15 protein-coding genes and 2 pseudogenes are annotated in these 18102 nt (G+C 65.0%); 10 read left to right on the plus strand and 7 right to left on the minus strand.

Annotated features, from left to right (window positions below; genetic code table 11):
* Positions 1-57 precede the first annotated feature (57 nt).
* A pseudogene (locus LXM55_RS30470) lies at positions 58-1486 on the plus strand (amino acid permease).
* Here LXM55_RS30470 and LXM55_RS30475 read toward each other — a convergent pair.
* The 3 genes from LXM55_RS30475 to LXM55_RS30485 all read right to left on the minus strand — a co-directional run bounded on the left by LXM55_RS30475 (position 1483) and on the right by LXM55_RS30485 (position 3432).
* A complete protein-coding gene (locus LXM55_RS30475; protein WP_233323820.1) occupies positions 1483-1854 on the minus strand; it encodes a MerR family transcriptional regulator in 372 nt (123 codons plus the stop codon). The pseudogene LXM55_RS30470 and the gene LXM55_RS30475 sit on opposite strands and share 4 nt — an antisense overlap.
* A gap of 64 nt (positions 1855-1918) precedes the next feature.
* Positions 1919-2494 carry an NAD(P)H-dependent oxidoreductase gene (locus tag LXM55_RS30480; protein ID WP_233323821.1) on the minus strand — a complete coding sequence of 192 codons (576 nt, stop codon included), beginning with the start codon at positions 2492-2494 and terminating at the stop codon, positions 1919-1921.
* Positions 2495-2550: 56 nt separating this feature from the next.
* Positions 2551-3432, minus strand: a complete 882-nt coding sequence (locus LXM55_RS30485; protein WP_233323851.1) for a LysR substrate-binding domain-containing protein — start codon at positions 3430-3432, stop codon at positions 2551-2553.
* 137 nt (positions 3433-3569) lie between these two features.
* Here LXM55_RS30485 and LXM55_RS30490 point away from each other — a divergent pair, with 137 nt between their 5' ends.
* Positions 3570-4334 carry a sulfite exporter TauE/SafE family protein gene (locus LXM55_RS30490; RefSeq protein ID WP_233323822.1) on the plus strand — a complete coding sequence of 255 codons (765 nt, stop codon included), beginning with the start codon at positions 3570-3572 and terminating at the stop codon, positions 4332-4334.
* Positions 4335-4343: 9 nt separating this feature from the next.
* Here the strand turns inward: LXM55_RS30490 and LXM55_RS30495 are convergent, their stop codons facing one another.
* Complete coding sequence (locus LXM55_RS30495) at positions 4344-4658, minus strand: putative quinol monooxygenase (RefSeq protein ID WP_233323823.1); 315 nt, start codon at positions 4656-4658, stop codon at positions 4344-4346.
* Positions 4659-4862: 204 nt separating this feature from the next.
* Between LXM55_RS30495 and LXM55_RS30500 the strand changes: the two genes are divergently transcribed.
* From LXM55_RS30500 to LXM55_RS30535, 8 genes are all read left to right on the plus strand, one after another.
* On the plus strand, positions 4863-5453 hold the full coding sequence (locus LXM55_RS30500) for an NAD(P)H-dependent oxidoreductase (RefSeq protein ID WP_233323824.1): 591 nt from the start codon (positions 4863-4865) through the stop codon (positions 5451-5453).
* Positions 5454-5528: 75 nt separating this feature from the next.
* Complete coding sequence (locus tag LXM55_RS30505) at positions 5529-6440, plus strand: LysR substrate-binding domain-containing protein (protein ID WP_233323825.1); 912 nt, start codon at positions 5529-5531, stop codon at positions 6438-6440.
* Positions 6441-6537: 97 nt separating this feature from the next.
* The gene (gene ggt / locus LXM55_RS30510) at positions 6538-8205 is read left to right on the plus strand and encodes a gamma-glutamyltransferase (RefSeq protein WP_233323826.1); all 1668 of its coding nucleotides are present in this window, start codon (positions 6538-6540) and stop codon (positions 8203-8205) included.
* A gap of 212 nt (positions 8206-8417) precedes the next feature.
* The gene (locus LXM55_RS30515) at positions 8418-9863 is read left to right on the plus strand and encodes a SulP family inorganic anion transporter (protein WP_233323827.1); all 1446 of its coding nucleotides are present in this window, start codon (positions 8418-8420) and stop codon (positions 9861-9863) included.
* A 190-nt stretch (positions 9864-10053) separates the two neighbouring features.
* The gene (locus LXM55_RS30520) at positions 10054-11403 is read left to right on the plus strand and encodes a GntT/GntP/DsdX family permease (RefSeq protein ID WP_233323828.1); all 1350 of its coding nucleotides are present in this window, start codon (positions 10054-10056) and stop codon (positions 11401-11403) included.
* Positions 11404-12264 (plus strand): MurR/RpiR family transcriptional regulator, encoded by an 861-nt coding sequence (locus tag LXM55_RS30525; protein WP_233323829.1) that lies wholly within the window; start codon positions 11404-11406, stop codon positions 12262-12264.
* A 1-nt stretch (position 12265) separates the two neighbouring features.
* On the plus strand, positions 12266-13732 hold the full coding sequence (locus LXM55_RS30530) for an N-acyl-D-amino-acid deacylase family protein (RefSeq protein WP_233323830.1): 1467 nt from the start codon (positions 12266-12268) through the stop codon (positions 13730-13732).
* A 116-nt stretch (positions 13733-13848) separates the two neighbouring features.
* Positions 13849-14217, plus strand: coding sequence for a glyoxalase superfamily protein (locus LXM55_RS30535; protein WP_233323831.1), 369 nt, complete (start codon positions 13849-13851; stop codon positions 14215-14217).
* Between the two features lie 6 nt (positions 14218-14223).
* Here the strand turns inward: LXM55_RS30535 and gliR are convergent, their stop codons facing one another.
* The 3 genes and pseudogenes from gliR to LXM55_RS32865 all read right to left on the minus strand — a co-directional run.
* Positions 14224-15252 carry an AraC family transcriptional regulator GliR gene (gene gliR / locus LXM55_RS30540; protein ID WP_233323832.1) on the minus strand — a complete coding sequence of 343 codons (1029 nt, stop codon included), beginning with the start codon at positions 15250-15252 and terminating at the stop codon, positions 14224-14226.
* Between the two features lie 628 nt (positions 15253-15880).
* Complete coding sequence (locus LXM55_RS32860; protein ID WP_371920251.1) at positions 15881-16744, minus strand: methyl-accepting chemotaxis protein; 864 nt, start codon at positions 16742-16744, stop codon at positions 15881-15883.
* Positions 16745-16786: 42 nt separating this feature from the next.
* A pseudogene (locus LXM55_RS32865) lies at positions 16787-17803 on the minus strand (methyl-accepting chemotaxis protein); the annotation flags it as partial.
* Positions 17804-18102 lie beyond the last annotated feature (299 nt).

Consider the following 18102-nt stretch of genomic DNA (forward strand, 5'->3'; position numbering starts at 1 on the left):
AAGGACGGGCCGTCACATCGATTCATACGTGCACACAACAATAAAGAGGCACTCAAAGTGACCACCTCCAACAAGGGTTTCGAAGCGATTTCCAATCGCGAGCACGGCCTCAGGCGCCAGCTGACCGCCGGCCAGATGAGCATGATCGCCATCGGCGGGGCCATCGGCACCGGCCTGTTCATGGGCAGCGCCTATGCCATCGGTTATGCCGGCCCCAGCGTGCTGCTGAGCTACGCCATCGGGGCCTTGATCACCCTGATCCTGATGGGCTGCCTGGCGGAAATGACCGTGGCCCATTCCACCTCCGGCTCCTTCGGCGCCTACGCCGAGTTCTACGTCAGCCCGCTGGCCGGTTTCCTGGTGCGCTACGCCTACTGGGCGGCCATCGTCCTGGCGGTGGGCGCCGAAGTCACGGCCATCGCCATGTACATGAAGTACTGGTTTGCCAACGTTCCGGAATGGGTGTGGATCATCTCCTTCTCCAGCGTGCTGATCGTGCTCAACGGCATCAGCGTGAAGACCTTCGGCAACTTCGAATACTGGTTCTCCACCATCAAGATCGCCGCCATCGTCGGCTTCATCATCCTCGCGGTGTACGTGGTGTTCGGTTCCGGCAACCCCGACTACGGGCTGCACAACTACAGTGCCCACGGCGGCTTCTTCCCCAACGGTTTCGAGGGCATGTGGATCGCGGTGATCGTGTCGATCTTCAGCTACCTGAGCGTGGAGATGATCGCGGTGGCGGCGGGGGAGGCCAAGGACCCGCAGCGCGCGGTGAAGCAGGCCTTTCGCGCGACCATCGTGCGCCTGGTGGTGTTCTACCTGCTGACCCTGGCGCTGATGCTGGCCATCGTGCCCTGGGTCCAGGCCGGCAAGGCCCAGAGCCCGTTCGTCACGGTGATGCAGACCATCGGTATTCCCGGGGCCACCGGGGTGATGAACTTCGTGATCCTGATCGCTGCGCTGTCGGCGATGAACAGCCAGCTCTACATCACCACGCGGATGATGTTCAGCCTGTCCCGCGCCGGTTACGCGCCCAAGTCCATGGGAGCCTTGAGCAAGAACGGGATTCCGCTCAATGCCTTGCTGCTGTCCAGCTCCGGCATCGCCCTGGCGACCCTGGTCAACGTGCTGTACCCGGAAAGCTCATTCACCCTGATGATGGCGATCTCGATGTTCGGCGCGATCTTCACCTGGTTCATGATCTTCCTCACCCACTACTGCTTCCGCCGCTATCACCAGCGCCACGGCGAGCAGCAGCTGTCGTTCCGCATGCGCCTGTTTCCCTACAGCACCCTGCTGGGGCTGGTGCTGATGGGGGCGGTGATGATCACCACCTTCTTCACCGAGGCGTTCAAGATGACCCTGGTGTTCGGGGTGCCGTTCCTGCTGTTGCTGACCCTGGTCTACTACCTGTGCTTCCGTAAGCCGAGGACGGTCGCCGGGTTGTCCGAGGTCTGAGGCCACGCCTCCCGGGGCGCCCTAGAGGCTGCCCAGGGGGCACTCCTGGCGGGCCTGTTGCAGGCTGGTCTCGAAGATATCGAGCCGGCCCTGCAACTCCTGCAAGTCATCGATCTGCTGTTGCAGCTCGCGCCTCTTTTGCGCCAGGGCGGCCTGCGCGCGGTCCCAGGGAAAGGCCTGGCCCTGGTGCGTGGCGAACACCTGCTGCAGCTCCTTGAGCTTGAAACCCAACTGCTGCGCGCACTTGATGAACATCAGTTGCTCGACGCTCTGCGCGTCATACAGGCGGTAGCGACCCTGGCGCGGGGCTTCGGGCAACAGGCCGATGGCTTCGTAATGGCGGATGCTCTTGACCGTGGTTCCGGACAGTTGCGCGGCTTGGCCGATGTACATGAAGGCTCCTTTTCCAGTACCGGGCCGTCCGGCGGTGGACGGCGTTGCGCATTATCCGGCGCTTTCACTGCCTGGCAAGGTACTGCGCCTGCATCAGCCAATCGGCCTTGCGTTCTTCGCTGGCGTCCAGCACCGGGCCAAAGGTCAGGGTGCGCAACGGCTTGATGCCGCAGAAAGCCAGGGTGGTGCGGCGCATCTGCTGCAAACCGGGCATGCGGTAGAACCAGCGGAAATACCAGGGCGGGGTGTCCATGGTCACCATCAGGTGGGCGGTGCGGCCCTTGAGCAGTTGCTCGGGAAAGGCCTTGCCGGGGCGGTACTTGAAGGCGAAGCCCGGCAGCAGCACACGGTCGAGAAAACCTTTCATCAACGCCGGAATCCCGCCCCACCAGATGGGGAAGACCCAGGTCAGGTGCTCGGCCCAGAGGATGTCGGCCTGGGCTTGGCGCAGGTCGTCTTCCAGGGGCTGGATCAGCCGGTAGCCTTCACGCAGCACCGGGTCGAAGTGCAGGTCGCCGAGACTGAGCTGGCGCACCTCATGCCCGGCCTCCTGCGCCGCCTTCACGTAGCGCTCGCTCAATGCCGCGCACAGGCTGTGGCGTGATGGGTGGCCGAGAATCACCAGGATGCGTTTGCTCATTGCCGTGGTCCTTGAGGAATAAACCCCAAGGCTAAAGTCTGCCCCTAAGGGGAGAGTCAAGGTTCCAGCAGCGCGCGACACAAGCCCTGTGCGTACAGCGGCAGGGCCTCGAAGTCACGGGCGCACAGCAGCAGCCGGCGCCGTGCCCAGGCCTCGTCCAGTGGGCGGCTGTGCAGTTGCAGATGCGGGTTGCGCTGCAGGGCGGCCAGGGGCACCAGCGCCAGCCCGGCGCCACGGGCGACCATGCGCAGCAGCGCGTCGAAACCCTCGGCGCGGATGCGCAATGGCATGCGCCGGCCCAGGTGCAGGGCCTGTTCCTCCAGGTACACCGCCAGGGCGCTGTGGCTGGCCAGGCCGACATAGTCGTGGGCCAGGCTGTCGCTGAAGCTGGGGGCCGGCTGGGCGCTCAAGGGGTGGCCCGGGGGCATCGCCAGCACCAGTGGGTCGTCGCGAAATGCCCGGGTCATCAGGCCCTGGGTGTCGACCGCGTCAGACACGATTCCCAGGTCCGCCGCGCCCTGGCGCAGGGCGTGGGTGATGCGCTGGCTGGGCAGTTCCTGCAGTTCGATATCGACCTGCGGATGGCTGTGCAGAAAGTCCGCCAGCCGCTCCGGCAGGTACTCGCTGAGGGCGGTGGTGTTGCACAACAGGCGCACCTGGCCCTTGACCCCCCTGGCGTATTCACCGAGGTCCTGTTGCAGGTGCTCGGCGTACAGCAGCAGCGTTCGCGCGTGCTGGGCCAGGGCCTTGCCAGCGGCCGTCGGGCGGATGCCGCGACGCCCGCGTTCGAGGAACTCGATGCCCAGCGAGGCTTCCATGGCACGGATTCGAGCGCTGGCGGCGGCCAGCGACAAGTGGCTGCGAGCGGCGCCGGCGGTGATGTTGCCGGCCTCCAGAATGTTCAGGTACAGCCGCAGGTCGATCAGGTCGAAGTGCATGGAGCATCCCTCGGTGAGCTTGGTCTGCCGCAGGCGGTGGCGAGCAAGGGGTTTTTGCATGTGCCTATTGCAGGGCAAGAGGCTGGCTCAGTATATGGCAGATTTTCAGCATGCCGCTGCGGGTGCAGCATTGGCCCATGAACAGCTCACTCGCGTTTTATCAGCACCTTGGAATGGCCCTTTCACTGCTGGTCATCGGCACATTCTTGCTGGCCGGCATGGTCAAGGGCGTGATCGGCCTCGGCTTGCCCACCATCGCCATGGGGCTATTGGGGCTGGCTATGGCTCCGGCGCAGGCTGCGGCTTTGCTGATCATTCCGGCGACCCTGACCAATCTCTGGCAACTGGCCTTTGGCGGGCACCTGCCGGCGCTGCTCAAGCGCCTGTGGCCGATGCTGCTGGCGATCTTCGTCGGCACGGCCGCCGGTTCCCTGTGGCTGGGCATCGAGGGCGGGCATTGGGTGGTGCGCGGGTTGGGCGCGGCGCTGCTGCTGTATGCCCTGAGCGGCCTGCTGCTGCCGGCGTTGCGGGTGTCGGCGGCCCGGGAGCGCTGGCTGGCGCCGCTGTGCGGGCTGGTCACCGGGGTGATCACTTCGGCCACTGGGGTGTTCGTGATTCCGGCGGTGCCTTATCTACAGGCCCTGGGCTTGAACAGGGACCCACTGGTGCAGGCCCTGGGCCTGTCGTTCACCGTCTCGACCCTGGCCCTGGCCGCCGGCCTGTTGTGGCGCGGCGCCCTGGGCGGCGCCGAGCTGGGGGCGTCCGTGCTGACCCTGGCGCCGGCGCTGCTGGGCATGTGGTTGGGGCAATGGCTGCGCCAGCGCATTAGCGCCTTGCTGTTCAAGCGGGTGTTCTTTGTCGGCCTGGCCCTGTTGGGCGGGCACTTGCTGATCAGCGGCTAGGCCTTGTGCTCAGCGGCCAGCCGAGGCCGGGCTGAGCATGTCGATGGCGCGGATCTCGAAGTCGCGCTCCAGGTAGTCCAGGCGCGCGTCGAGAAACTGCTGCATGTGCGGCAGGCCGGAGTGGGTATCCAGCGCCTCCTGGGAGGCCCAGACCTCGTAGAAGATGAACAGGCTCGGGTCTTCCCGGTCCCGCAGCATGTGGTATTCGATGCAGCCGGCTTCGGCGCGGCTGGCGGCGACATGGCTCAGGAAGAACGCCTGGAAGGCGTCGGCGCGTTCGGCGCGGGTCTTGGCGTGGAGGATAAAGGCCTGGGGCGTGGACATGCACAAAGCACTCATTGACAGGAAAGGTGCTGAGAATCCTAAGGCAAAGATCGGCTGTCGATTCGTGCGTTTTGGTCAAATGTATTTTGAGCATCCCGGGCTTATTCCCAGGCCCCTGCCTGATTAACCTGCCGCCATCGTTTGCAACCTTCACAGCCCGCCGCTGCCAATGCGCGATGGGTTGTTCCCCGATGAGGCCGGATCATGAAAAAAGTACTGCTGCTCAATGGCGCCAAACAGTTCGCCCACTCCGATGGCCGCTACAACGCCACCCTGCACGACACCGCCCTGGCGGTGCTGGATCGCGGTGGCCTGGAGGTCAAGGTCACCCATATCGACGAGGGGTATGACATCCAGGAAGAAGTGGCGAAGTTTCTCTGGGCCGACGTGATCATCTACCAGATGCCCGGCTGGTGGATGGGCGCGCCGTGGATCGTCAAGAAGTACATCGACGAAGTCTTCACCGAAGGCCACGGCAGCCTCTACGCCAGCGATGGCCGGACCCGCTCCGACGCCTCGCAGAAGTACGGCAGCGGCGGCCTGATCCAGGGCAAGCAGTACATGCTCTCGCTGACCTGGAACGCGCCGCAGCAGGCCTTCGACGACCCGACCGACTTCTTCGAAGCCAAGGGCGTGGACGCGGTCTACTTCCCGTTCCACAAGGCCAACCAGTTCCTCGGCATGAGCGGTTTGCCGACCTTCCTCTGTGTCGACGTGATGAAGCGCCCGAACATCGAAGGCGATGTGCAGCGTTATGCGCAGCACCTCAAGGCGGTGTTCAATCTCCGGGGCTGAATCCGGCTACTATTGAGCGCCTTGAAGCGGGCCTGCGGTTTATCCAGGGCCCACCTGCGCCGATAAAGGACTCCTGTGAAAGCCCGATCCGACGAGTTGCAAGTCTTCGTGTGCGTCATCGAGTGCGGTTCGATTTCCGCCGCTGCCGAGCAATTGGCCCAGACCCCTTCGGCGGTCAGCCGCAGCTTGTCGCGCCTGGAGGCCAAGCTCGACACCACGCTGATCAACCGCACCACTCGACGCATGGACCTGACCGAAGAAGGGCGCTACTTCTTCGAGCAGGCCAAGCACATTCTCGATCAGATGGACGAGCTCGAAGAGCGCCTGTCCTCGCGCCAGCGCACCCCGTCGGGGCGTTTGCGGATCAACGCCGCGTCGCCCTTCATGCTGCACGCCATCGTTCCCCATGTGGCCGAGTTCCGCCGCCTGTACCCGGACATCCAGCTGGAGCTCAACAGCAACGACCTGATCATCGACCTGCTGGAGCAAAGCACCGACATCGCCATCCGCATCGGCGTGCTGGCGGATTCGACCCTGCATGCCCGCTCCCTGGGCTGCAGCCCGTTGCACATTCTCGCCAGCCCCGACTACCTGGCCCGCCACGGCACCCCGCAGAGCGTGGCCGAACTGGCCGGGCACACCCTGCTGGGTTTTACCCAGACCGAAACCCTCAACCACTGGCCGTTGCGCCATGTGCACGGCGACCGCTGGCAGATCCAGCCGGGCATCAGCGCCTCCAGCGGCGAGACCTTGCGCCACCTGGCGCTGGAAGGGCAGGGCATTGCCTGCCTGTCGCATTTCATGACCATCGACGACATCCGCGCCGGGCGCCTGCAACCGCTGCTGGCCGCGTTCAACAGCGGCTATCGCCAGCCGATCAACGCGGTGTACTACCGCAACTCGCAACTGGCTCTGCGCATCCAGTGTTTCCTGGATTTCATCCAGGGCAAGCTGGCCGATTACGCCAACCCCGAATTCCCGGGCTGAGCCCAGTTGGTACGGACGTACCGCGATTGGCGATTGCTCGACATGCGATACCGGGCCTATGTTCTTGCCGTTCCATAACAAGAAAAGGAAGGACCTTATGCGCATTCTGTTGTTCAAGTCCCTGGCCCTGACGGCCGCCATCGCCGCCAGCAGTTCGGCCTTTGCCGTGACGCTGGAAGGCGGCGCGGTGGCGGCGCCCAACCAGTACGGCGCCGATGTCGCAGCGCAGATCCTGAAGAAGGGTGGCAACGCGGTGGACGCCGCGGTGGCCACCGCGTTCACCCTGGCGGTGACCTACCCCGAGGCCGGCAACATCGGCGGCGGCGGCTTCATGACGATGTACATCGACGGCAAGCCGTACTTCCTCGACTACCGGGAAACCGCGCCCAAGGCCGCGACCCGGGACATGTACCTGAATGAAAAGGGCGAGGTGATCGAGAACCTGAGCCTGGTGGGCGCCCGCGCCGCCGGGGTGCCGGGCACCGTGATGGGCCTGTGGGAGGCCCACCAGAAGTTCGGCAAGTTGCCGTGGAGCGAGCTGATCACCCCGGCCGTGGGCTACGCGAAAAACGGTTTCAAGGTGGCCGACAAGCAGTACCAGTACCGCGAAGATGCGTTGAAGCTGTTCAACGGCAGCACCAATTTCGGCGACTACTTCGGTAGCATGAAACCCGGTGAAACCTTCCGTCAGCCGGAGCTGGCCGCGACCCTGGAACGCATCGCCGACCAGGGCGCTAAGGAGTTCTACAGCGGCAAGACCGCCGATTTGCTGGTGGCCCAGATGCAGGCCGACAAGGGCCTGATCACCAAGCAGGACCTGCAGGACTACAAGGTCCAGTGGCGCCAGCCGCTGCAGGTGACCTTCCGTGGCAACACCCTGTACACCGCGCCGCCGCCCAGCTCCGGCGGGGTCGCCCTGGCGCAGCTGATCAGCATCAAGGAAGAACGCGCTGCGGACTTCAAGGGCGTCGAGTTGAACTCGGCCAAGTACATCCACCTGCTGGCGGAAATCGAAAAGCGCGTGTTCGCCGACCGCGCCGACTACCTGGGCGACCCGGCGTTTTCCGAGGTGCCGGTCAAGCAGCTGACCGACCCGGCGTACCTGAAAAAACGCGCCGCCGAGGTCAACCCGAATGCCATCTCGGCCACCGAGAAGGTGCGTCCCGGGCTTGAGCGGCACCAGACCACCCACTTCTCCATCGTCGATGCCCAGGGCAACGCGGTGAGCAACACCTACACCCTGAACTGGGATTACGGCAGCGGCGTGGTGGTCAAGGGCGCGGGCTTTTTGCTCAACGACGAAATGGACGACTTCAGCGCCAAGCCTGGCGTCGCCAACGCCTTTGGCGTGATCGGCGGTGACGCCAACGCGATTGCTCCCGGCAAGCGCATGCTGTCGTCCATGAGCCCGAGCCTGGTGACCCGTGACGGCAAGGTCACCCTGGTGCTGGGCACCCCCGGTGGCTCGCGGATCTTCACCTCGATCTTCCAGGTGCTGAACAACCTCTACGACTACCACCTGCCGCTGGAGAAAGCCGTGGCGGCGCAGCGCGTGCATCACCAGTTGCTGCCCAAGGACACGATCTACTACGACGCCTACGCGCCGCTCACCGGCAAGGTCGCCGACGAGCTGAAAAGCATGGGCTACACCCTGGAGGACCAGGGCTGGGAGATGGGCGACATCCAGGCCATCCGGGTCAACGGCACCCAGCTGGAAACCGCTTCCGACCCCCGTGGTCGTGGCGTCGGCAAGGTCGTCAAATAACCGCTGAACCGCTGTAGGAGCCGGCTTGCCGGCGAACGGGCCCGTCAGCCTGGCGCCCGATCGAGCGCCACTTCGCTGGCAAGCCAGCTCCTACCTTCGTTGTGCAGGCGCCGACGACCGGCTGGTCGGCGGCGGCTCGATTCCGTACCATTGCCCGCCCTTTTTCCGCTCTCCCCAGGACCGCGTCCGCCGGTCCGTCGATCAGGTCAACCATGAAAGCAAAACGTCTGCGTGCCGATGTCCTGGCCGGACTCACCACCTCCTTTGCCTTGCTCCCCGAATGCATCGCCTTCGCCCTGGTGGCGCACCTCAATCCGTTGATGGGCCTGTATGGCGCCTTCTTCATCTGCACCCTGACCGCGCTGTTCGGCGGCCGGCCGGGCATGGTCTCCGGCGCGGCCGGCTCCATGGCGGTGGTGATCGTCGCCCTGGTGGTGCAGCACGGGGTGCAGTACCTGCTGGCCACGGTGCTGCTGGGCGGGCTGGTGATGGTCGCCTTCGGCCTGCTGCGTCTGGGCAAGCTGGTGCGCATGGTGCCGCACCCGGTGATGCTGGGCTTCGTCAACGGCCTGGCGATCGTCATCGCCCTGGCCCAGCTGGAACATTTCAAGAGCGGCGAACACTGGCTCAGTGGCCAACCGCTGTACCTGATGATCGGGCTGGTGGCGCTGACCATGGCCATCGTTCACCTGCTGCCACGCCTGACCCGGGCGGTGCCGCCGGCGCTGGTGGCGATCCTCGGGGTTGGCGCGCTGGTCTACCTGCTGGGCCTGCCGACCCGCACCCTGGGCGACATGGCCCACATCGCCGGCGGCCTGCCGAGCCTGGCGCTGCCCCAGGTGCCGTGGAACCTGGAAACCCTGGGCATCATCGCGCCCTATGCGTTCCTGATGGCCATGGTCGGCCTGCTGGAAACCCTGCTGACCCTCAACCTCACCGATGAAATCACCGAGAGCCGCGGCTACCCGGACCGCGAATGCGTGGCCCTGGGCGCGGCCAATGTGGTCTCCGGGATGTTCGGCGGCATGGGCGGCTGCGCGATGATCGGCCAGACCGTGATCAACCTCAGTTCCGGTGGCCGTGGGCGTTTGTCCGGGGTGGTGGCCGGTGGGCTGATCCTGCTGTTCGTGCTGTTCCTCTCGCCGTTGATCGAACGCATTCCCCTGGCGGCGCTGGTGGGGGTGATGTTCGTGGTGTCGCAGCAGACCTTCGCCTGGGCCTCGTTGCGGGTGATCAACAAGGTGCCGCTCAACGATGTGCTGGTGATCCTCGCGGTGAGCGTGATCACGGTGTTCACCGACCTGGCCATGGCGGTGTTCTGCGGCATCGTGATCGCCGCCCTCAACTTCGCCTGGCAGCAGGCCCGCGAGCTGTACGCCGACGCTCACCTGGAGGTCGACGGCAGCAAGCGCTATCAGCTGCATGGCACCTTGTTCTTCGCCTCCACCACGCCGTTTCTCAACCAGTTCGACCCGGCGGGCGACCCGCAGCAGGTGACCATCGACTGTCGCCACCTGAGCTTCGTTGATTACTCGGCCATCGCCGCGCTGAAGACCCTGCGCGAACGTTATGCCAAGGCCGGCAAGCAGCTGCGGGTGCTGCACCTGTCGGAGCGTTGCAAGAAGCTGTTGAAGCGTGCGCGGGAGCAGCACGACTGAGATCGACGACCGCGGCAGTGGCTGAAAATAGCCACTGCCGATTTTCATAAGCCCTGCCTTCACTTAGCTGTTCGCGACAAGGCCTGCCTCTTTACGAAAATTAGTTTCACCTGGTTTGAAAATCACTTGCTTAAGTGATTAATGAATTTCACAACCATTCGAAAGTGACGCTGTTTTCAAGGAGGACGCCATGGCTCCCGCAACGGGTTCTTGGCTGCTGGGCTACGCCGCAGTCGCCATCATTGCGCTGATCGTGTTGATCGCTCGCTACCGACTCAACCCCTTTATCGTCATCACCCTGGTGTCGGTGGGCCTGGCATTGATGGCCGGCATGCCGCCTTCCGGAGTGGTGGGCGCCTACGAGGCCGGGGTCGGCAAGACCCTGGGGCATATCGCCCTGGTGGTCGCCCTGGGCACCATGCTCGGCAAGCTGATGGCCGAATCGGGCGGCGCCGAGCAGGTGGCGCGGACCTTGATCGAGCGTTTCGGCGAGCGCAACGCTCACTGGGCCATGGTCTGCATCGCCTTTCTGGTGGGGCTGCCGCTGTTCTTCGAAGTGGGCTTCGTGCTGCTGGTGCCCATTGCCTTTACCGTGGCGCGGCGGGTCGGGGTGTCGCTGTTGATGGTCGGGCTGCCGATGGTCGCCGGGCTGTCGGTGGTGCATGCCCTGGTGCCGCCGCACCCGGGGGCGATGCTGGCGGTGCAGGCTTATCAGGCCTCGGTGGGGCAGACCCTGCTGTACGCGATCCTGATCGGCGTGCCCACGGCGATCATCGCCGGGCCGCTGTATGCGCGGTTCATCGTGCCGCACATCCAGCTGCCGGCCGAGAACCCGCTGGAACGTCAGTTCATCGCCCGGGAAGCGCGCCCGCGCCTGCCGAGTTTCCGCCTGACCATGGCCACGATCCTGTTGCCGGTGGTGCTGATGCTGATTGGTGGTTGGGCCAACCTGCTGGCCGAGCCCGGCACCGGCCTCAACCAGTTCCTGCTGTTTATCGGCAACTCGGTGATTGCCCTGCTGGTGGCCACCCTGGTGAGTTTCTGGACCCTGGGGCTGGCCCAGGGCATGAACCGCGAGTCGATCCTCAAGTTCACCAACGAATGCCTGGCACCCACCGCCAGCATCACCCTGCTGGTGGGGGCCGGCGGCGGTCTGAACCGCATCCTCATCGACTCCGGGGTGACCGAGCAGATCGTCGGCCTGGCCCATGAGTTCCAGCTCTCGCCGCTGTGGATGGGCTGGCTGTTCGCGGTGCTGATGCGGGTCGCCACCGGTTCCGCCACCGTGGCCCTGACCACCGCCTCCGGGGTGGTGGCGCCGGTGGCCGTCGGCTTGGGCTACCCGCACCCGGAGTTGCTGGTGATCGCCACCGGCGCCGGCTCGGTGATTCTGTCCCACGTCAACGACGGCGGCTTCTGGCTGGTGAAGGAATACTTCAATATGACCGTCATTCAGACCTTCAAGACCTGGACCGTGCTGGAGACCCTGATCTCGTTGATCGCCTTCGGCCTGACCCTGGTACTCGCGGAGTTTTTGTAGATGGACATCCTTTACCAGATCCGCTCGCGCCTGGATCTGCTCAGTGCCGCAGAAGGGCGGATCGCCCGGCTGATGCTCGATGACGTGGGGTTTGCCGCCTCCGCCAGCCTCGATCAGCTGGCCCAGCGCGCGGACGTCAGCGCCGCCACGCTGTCGCGCTTTGCCCGCAGCGTCGGCTGTCGCGACCTGCGCCAGTTGCGCCTGCAGCTGGCCCAGGCCAGCGGGGTCGGCAGCCGTTTCCTCGACCCGGCGGGGCCCCCCGAGCAGTCGGGGTTCTACCGGCAGATCGTTGGCGATATCGAAGCCGCCCTGCACCAGCACCTGGCCGGTTTCGAGGAGGCGCAGTTCACCGATGCGGCGCGCCTGCTGGGGCGGGCACGGATGATTCACGCCTTTGGCATGGGCGGCTGTTCGACCCTGTGCAGTGACGAGTTGCAGGTGCGTCTGGTGCGCCTGGGTTACCCCATCGCCGCCTGCCACGACCCAGTGATGATGCGGGTCACCGCCGCCGCCCTGGGGCCGCAGCACGCGGTGATCGCTTGTTCGCTGACCGGCATCACCCCGGAATTGCTGGAGGCGGTGGCCCTGGCCCGTACCTACGGCGCCGGGATTCTGGCCATTACCTTGCCCGACTCGCCCCTGGCGCAACTGGCGGATGTGCTCCTGCCGCTGCACAGCGCCGAGACCTCGTTCATCTACAAACCCACCGCGGCCCGCTACGGCATGCTGCTGGCCATCGACGTGCTGGCCACCGAACTGGCCCTGGCCCTGCCCGACGACAACCAGGAACGCCTGCGGCGGATCAAGCTGGCCCTGGACCATTACCGTGGCGGCGATGATTGCCTGCCCCTGGGAGACTGACATGCGCTACCACACGCTGATCCGCAACGCCTTGATCATCGACGGCAGCGATCGCCCGGGCTATCCCGCCGACCTGGCGATTGGCGATGGCCGCATCGCCCGTATCGGCGATCTGTCCACGGCCACTGCCGAGGTCGATATCGACGCCGCCGGGCGCGTGCTGGCCCCGGGTTTCATCGACGTGCACACCCATGACGACACGGTGGTGATCCGCCAGCCACAGATGTTGCCCAAGCTCAGCCAGGGGGTGACCACGGTGATCGTCGGCAACTGCGGGATCAGTGCCGCGCCGGTGAGCCTCAAGGGCGACCCGCCGGACCCGATGAACCTGCTGGGCGAGCGCTCGATGTTCGTCTACCCGCGTTTTCGCGACTACCGCGCGGCAGTGTCGGCCGCGCGCCCGGCGATCAACGTGGCGGCGTTGGTGGGGCACACCGCGTTGCGCAGCAATCACCTGCCGGACCTGTATCGCACGGCCAGCGCCGAGCAGATTGCGGCCATGCGTGAGCAACTGCGCGAAAGCCTGGAAGACGGCGCCCTGGGCCTGTCCAGCGGGCTGGCCTACGCCAGCGCGTTTTCCGCCGAGACCGCCGAGGTGCTGCAACTGGCCCAGGAGCTGACGGCTTTCGGCGCGGTGTACACCACCCACTTGCGCAGCGAGTTCGAGCCGGTGCTGGAAGCCATGGACGAAGCCTTCCTGATTGGCCGCGCGGCCCGCGCGCCGGTGATCGTTTCGCACCTCAAGTGCGCCGGCGCCGGCAACTGGGGGCGCAGCCCGCAACTGCTGGCGGCCCTGGAAAACGCCGCAAGGGAGCATCCGGTGGGCTGCGACTGCTACCCCTATGCCGCCAGCTCCTCGACCCTGGACCTCAAGCAGGTCACTGATGCCTACCGCATCACCATCACCTGGTCGACGCCGCATCCGGAACAGGGCGGGCGGGACCTGAGCGAAATTGCCCGCGAGTGGGGCGTCAGCCTGCTGGCCGCCGCCGAGCGCCTGCAACCGGCGGGGGCGGTGTACTACGGCATGGATGAAAACGATGTGCGGCGCATCCTCGCCCATCCGCTGTCGATGATCGGCTCCGACGGCCTGCCGGAAGACCCCTTCCCGCATCCCCGGCTGTGGGGCGCCTTCCCCCGGGTGCTGGGGCACTTCAGCCGCGACCTGGGCCTGTTCCCGCTGCACACCGCGGTGCACAAGATGACCGGGCTTTCCGCGGCGCGTTTTGGCCTGCACCAGCGCGGCGAGATCCGCGAAGGGCACTGGGCCGACCTGGTGCTGTTCGACCCGAAGCGGGTACGCGACGTGGCGGATTTCAAGGACCCGCAGCGCGCGGCAGAGGGCATCGATGGGGTTTGGGTCAATGGCGTGCGCAGCTACGTCGAGGGCCGGGCCAATGGCGAACGCCAGGGGCGCTTCCTGCCGCGGGAGGGCGACCTGCGTCCGGGGTTTGCATCCGCCGGCTGATTTGTTGATCTTCATCACAGTGCTGGCTCAGTGCCATTAAAGAATCCCCGGGTGGCGCCGAACTGCTGATAATCGCCCTCGGTAGAGTCGGCATCGTTCAGTCAGGGAGTCGCGTAATGAGCTTTGGCAAAACCACCCCCATCCTGCGGATCTTCGATGAAGCCAAGGCCCGGGAGTTTTACCTCGACTTCCTGGGTTTCAACCTCGATTGGCAGCACCGCTTCGAGGACAACTTCCCGCTGTACATGCAGGTGTCCCGTGGCGAATGCGTGTTGCATCTGTCCGAGCATCATGGCGATTGCACCCCAGGCGCGGCGCTGCGGATCGAGACCGACGAGCTGGAAGCCTTCCAGCAGCAATTGCTGGCCAAGCAGTACCGTTTCTCCCATCCACAGATCCAGGCCATGCCCTGGGGCAGCCAGGACATGACCATCAGCGATCCGTTCGGCAATCGGCTGGTGTTCACCAACGCCATTTGCGTCTGAACGGGCTCAGGCCTTGCCGGGGCTCTGCGCGGTCAGGCGGAACTGCCCCGGAGTAAGCCCGGTGCGGGTCTTGAAGCTGCGGTGGAAGGAGCGCGGCTCGGTGAAGCCCAGGCAGTCGGCAATCCCCTGGATCGACAGCTCGCTGTGGCGCAGGTAGTGCTCGGCCAGCTCCTGGCGCAGGTCGTCGAGAATCTGCTGGTATGAGGTGCCGGCCTGTTGCAGCTGGCGCTGCAGGGTCCGTACCGACAGGTGCAAGTGCTGCGCCACCTGCTCCTTGCGCGGCAGGCCGTCCTTGAGCAACTGGCGCAGCACGTTGTGCACCTGCAAGGCCAGGGGCGCATCGCCCAGGGACGCCATCATCGCCTGGGCATGTTCCTCCAGGGTCTTGAGCAGGCGCGCGTCGGCCTGGCGCAGGGGCATTTGCAGGTACTCCAGCGGCGCCACCAGGGCCGAGCAGGGTTGCTGGAACAGCACCGGGCAGCCGAACAGCGCCTCGTACTGCGCCGCCTCGGCGGGTTCCGGCAGCGCGTGCTCGAACCACACCGCGCTGGGCGACAACTGCGAATCGGCGATCCAGCGCGCATACAACAGCCAGGACGCCAGGACGTTTTCCACCAGGTGCCGGCGAATGTCCGGGCGCTGATGGCGACAACTCCAGATCAGCCGCACTTGGTTGCCAGCGACTTCGGCGCGGCTGGTGCCCATGTCCCCCACCAGCTTTTCGAACGGCATGATGCGGCCCATGGCTTCGCCGAGGGTCGCGCAGTTCATGGTGATGTAGCCCAGCACATTCCAGGAGTTGGGTTTGACGAACCGCGCCGAATTCAGCCCGAACAGCGGGTCGCCGGAATGCTGGCAGAAATAGTCCAGCAACCGCTCATGGACCTCCATGGGCAGGCGCAGGCTGGTGTCGTTCAACTGCGCGGCTTGCAGCCCGGCCGCCGCCAGCGCCGGCTCGGTGGCAATACCCAGTTGCTCGGCATAGAGCAGGTATTTCAGCAGGGGCGGGACCGAAGTAAAACCGAGGCTGGGCATGTACGGGTTCCTGGTGACTAATCCCTAGGACAGCAGGACGAAGACCGGGAAAGGTAAGGGCAAACCCCAAGGGCTGTAAATGGCCCGTGCCCCGCTTCTTGTAGCCGCTGCCGCAGGCTGCGATCGGCCCCGAAGGGGACGCCGCCCTTGAGGGGCTCGGAAGGCCCTGCGGGCCTTGTCGCAGCCTGCGGCAGCGGCTACATCTGGATTACTTCCAGCGCTGATGGCGGATTTTCGTTTTGGTTTGTAGGGCGATTTCGCGAGAATTCTCCCGCTACATTTCAGCCGTCCGAGTGGCTTGAACTTTCCATTTGTCCGGGGCTAGTCTGCGTCCACTCAGGATTACTGATTGTTCAGTTCGATTTATGGTGGCAGCGTGCGGGAGATCTTCGGGTCTACCGGGTTTGCTTCTTCCCGGTCTTGCAGGCTCGCACGTCGCCGCCCCCATCATCTGCAAGTGATGCTGGCGGCTTTCATAAAAAGCAGCCGCTGAGCCTGCGGCAGCGGCTACAGAGGTAGGGCGTCCATGCGCGGGGCACCTTGCGTGCGCCGGTTGTCTGGAGTACCGGTCTACCAACCCGCGTGTGGCCGCCACCCTGGTTCAAGGGGGGCGGCGACGGGGCGCAAATCAAACGCGGAAGTGGCTGACCATCATCTGCAACTGGCCGCCCAGGCGGGCCAGCTCGACGCTGGAGGCGGCGGTTTCATCGCTGGCGGCGGCGGTCTGTTCGGACACGTCGCGCACGTTGATGATGCTGCGGCTGATCTCTTCGGCCACGGCGCTCTGCTGTTCGGCGGCGGCGGCGATCTGCTGGTTCATCGACTGGATGTTGGACACGGTGCGGGTGATGCTTTCCAGCGAGGCGCCGGCCTTGCGGGTCAGCTCGACGCTGCTGTCGGTCAGGCTGCGGCTGTTGTTCATCACGGTGGCCACTTGCTGGGTGCCGTTCTGCAGGCCGGCCACCAGTTCCTCGATCTCTTCGGTGGACTTCTGGGTGCGCTGGGCCAGGGCTCGTACTTCGTCGGCGACCACGGCAAAGCCACGCCCGGCTTCACCGGCACGGGCGGCTTCGATGGCGGCGTTCAGCGCCAGCAGGTTGGTCTGTTCGGCCACGGCCTTGATCACGTCCATGACGCTGCCGATCTTGTCGCTTTCCTGTTGCAGCACGGTCATGGCGTCGGTGGAGCGCACCACTTCGCTGGCCAGGCGCTCGATCTGCTCGATGGCCTGGGCCACCACCTTGTCGCCCTGGCGGGCTTCGCCGTCGGCGGCGGCCGCGGCCTGGGAGGCTTCTTCGGCGTTGCGCGCAACTTCCTGCACGGTGGCGGTCATCTCGTGCATGGCGGTGGCCACCTGGTCGGTCTCGACCTTCTGGCTGTTGACCCCGGCGCTGGTTTCCTCGGTCACGGCCGACAGTTCTTCGGCGGCGCTGGCGATCTGGGTCACGCCGTCGCGGATGCCGCCGATCAGCTCGCGCAGGGTCACGCCCATGCGGGCGATGCCCTGTTGCAGCACGCCCAGCTCGTCGCGGCGGGTGACGCGCAGGTCCTGGGTCAGGTCGCCGGAAGCGATGCGTTCCACCGCCACCAGGGTTTCCTGCAGCGGGCGGGTGATCTGCCGGGTGATGATGATGGCCGCCAGTACGCCCACCAGCAGTGCCAGCAGGGTGCTGGTCAGTTGCAGGCTGCGGGCCTGGGCGCTTTCAATATCGCGGCGATCGAGCTGGATCTGGTACAGGGCGTCGCTGCGGTTGACGATGTCGGCACCCTGGTCGGTCATTTCCTTGCGCGCCTGCACGGCGTCGGCGTAGGCCAGCTTGAATGCCTGCAGCGAGCTGCGGTAGCCGTTCAGGGCCGTATCCAGCTGTTGCAGGGCAGCACCTTGGGTGCTGCTGAAATGGCTCTTGAGCTGACCCATTTCGGCAATCGACGCGTTGAGCTCGTTGAAGGCTTTCTGTTCGGTGTCCGGGTTGCTGGTGGTGGTGACGTAGCCGCGCACTTCATAGCGGGCCAGCTGGAAGGCTTCCTTGGCCTGGGTGATGGCCTGGAACTGCTCGAAACGCTGGTCGCTCAGAGGGAGTTGCTTGACCCAGGCGTTGATCCCGTTGATCAGGTCGTTGGCGCGTTCGGCGTTCTGGTTCATCGCCAGGCGTGCAGCATCGCCAGTACGGTAGGCATTGCGCATCTTGTTCAGCGAGTCCTGGTAGGCGCTGATGGTCGCGCCCAGGCCTTGCAGGAGCTGGATGTTGTCCGGGCTCTGGAACGAGGCCAGGAGCTTTTTCTGCTGGGCGCTGAAATCGTCCAGGGTGTTCTGCACGCCCTGGGCGGCGGTTTCGTCGCCGTTGGCCAGCATGTATTGCAGGCGGGTGACCCGCAGCTTGGTCAGGCCGCTGTTGAGCTGGGTGATGTCGCTCATCCAGTTGCTGCGGTCGATCAGGCTGCCCAGGCTGGTCCAGCCGGTCAGTGCCAGGACGGTGGTGAGGGCCAGGACCAGGCCGAAACCCAGGCCCAGCTTAAGGTTGACGCTGATGTTGGCAAACCAACTACTCATTGAATTCCTCCAGGAACGTAGCTCTTCTTGATCTTGAGTTGGCTGGAAGATTGTTGTTGTTGGTGACCAGCAAGGTATTTTCTAGGGGGTGTATCGGCGGGATGTGCCATAGCTGAAACGATTTCGTCGGTATTGCGCCAGGACAATGTTTCAGGATTTAGCGGCTATTTTGCGGGATCAGCCGCCGGTCCGTTGAGCTTTTTTTCACATTCATTTCACCCGCGCCCCACGCTTGCCGCCCTAGAGTCCGCTGGGTCGATACCCACGGTAGGCGGCTGCGCTCGATTGTCATCAGCAGG

It is taken from the genome of Pseudomonas sp. Au-Pse12, assembly GCF_021341665.1.
Lineage (GTDB): Bacteria > Pseudomonadota > Gammaproteobacteria > Pseudomonadales > Pseudomonadaceae > Aquipseudomonas.

Excerpts from the sequence above, each read along its gene's own strand:
- LXM55_RS30520 (WP_233323828.1), top strand. The coding sequence starts at position 10,054 with ATGGCTCCCGCAACGGGTTCTTGGCTGCTGGGCTACGCCGCAGTCGCC.
- LXM55_RS30485 (WP_233323851.1), bottom strand. The coding sequence starts at position 3,432 with ATGCACTTCGACCTGATCGACCTGCGGCTGTACCTGAACATTCTGGAG.
- LXM55_RS30500 (WP_233323824.1), top strand. The coding sequence starts at position 4,863 with ATGAAAAAAGTACTGCTGCTCAATGGCGCCAAACAGTTCGCCCACTCC.
- ggt (WP_233323826.1), top strand. The coding sequence starts at position 6,538 with ATGCGCATTCTGTTGTTCAAGTCCCTGGCCCTGACGGCCGCCATCGCC.
- LXM55_RS30490 (WP_233323822.1), top strand. The coding sequence starts at position 3,570 with ATGAACAGCTCACTCGCGTTTTATCAGCACCTTGGAATGGCCCTTTCA.
- LXM55_RS30525 (WP_233323829.1), top strand. The coding sequence starts at position 11,404 with ATGGACATCCTTTACCAGATCCGCTCGCGCCTGGATCTGCTCAGTGCC.
- LXM55_RS30515 (WP_233323827.1), top strand. The coding sequence starts at position 8,418 with ATGAAAGCAAAACGTCTGCGTGCCGATGTCCTGGCCGGACTCACCACC.
- LXM55_RS32860 (WP_371920251.1), bottom strand. The coding sequence starts at position 16,744 with ATGGGCGTGACCCTGCGCGAGCTGATCGGCGGCATCCGCGACGGCGTG.
- LXM55_RS30475 (WP_233323820.1), bottom strand. The coding sequence starts at position 1,854 with ATGTACATCGGCCAAGCCGCGCAACTGTCCGGAACCACGGTCAAGAGC.
- LXM55_RS30535 (WP_233323831.1), top strand. The coding sequence starts at position 13,849 with ATGAGCTTTGGCAAAACCACCCCCATCCTGCGGATCTTCGATGAAGCC.
- LXM55_RS30480 (WP_233323821.1), bottom strand. The coding sequence starts at position 2,494 with ATGAGCAAACGCATCCTGGTGATTCTCGGCCACCCATCACGCCACAGC.
- LXM55_RS30530 (WP_233323830.1), top strand. The coding sequence starts at position 12,266 with ATGCGCTACCACACGCTGATCCGCAACGCCTTGATCATCGACGGCAGC.
- LXM55_RS30495 (WP_233323823.1), bottom strand. The coding sequence starts at position 4,658 with ATGTCCACGCCCCAGGCCTTTATCCTCCACGCCAAGACCCGCGCCGAA.
- gliR (WP_233323832.1), bottom strand. The coding sequence starts at position 15,252 with ATGCCCAGCCTCGGTTTTACTTCGGTCCCGCCCCTGCTGAAATACCTG.